Source organism: Pseudoalteromonas sp. 19-MNA-CIBAN-0066, from assembly GCF_040308705.1.
GTDB lineage: Bacteria > Pseudomonadota > Gammaproteobacteria > Enterobacterales > Alteromonadaceae > Pseudoalteromonas > Pseudoalteromonas nigrifaciens.
The window spans coordinates 1-251 of record NZ_JBEONZ010000323.1 but is presented as its reverse complement, the minus strand read 5'-3'; the positions used below and the strand labels follow the sequence as shown (position 1 = coordinate 251).

The 251-nt window shown below is 41.0% G+C and carries 1 protein-coding gene; it reads left to right on the top strand.

What is annotated here, in order from left to right; all coding sequences use genetic code 11:
• A partial coding sequence (locus AAEZ18_RS19280; RefSeq protein WP_352256047.1) for a hypothetical protein occupies positions 1 to 251 on the top strand: 251 nt, incomplete at both ends.

Genomic DNA, 251 nt, shown 5'->3' with positions numbered 1-251 from the left:
ACTCTAGACAACGTAGTACGCGGAGTTAAACGCGTTGCTATACCAGCAACTTTTGGCGTACTGACCACTATTGCCGCCTTTTTACCACAAACTTTAGCAACAGGCCCAGGTGCTGCGTTTTCAAAAGCGATTGGTGGCGTGATTATTTTATGTTTGATTTTTTCTTTGATTGAATCAAAACTAATTTTACCCGCACATATTGCTGCTATGAGTAAGCGTAAACCTAACCCTAAAAACCCACTGTATCGTAT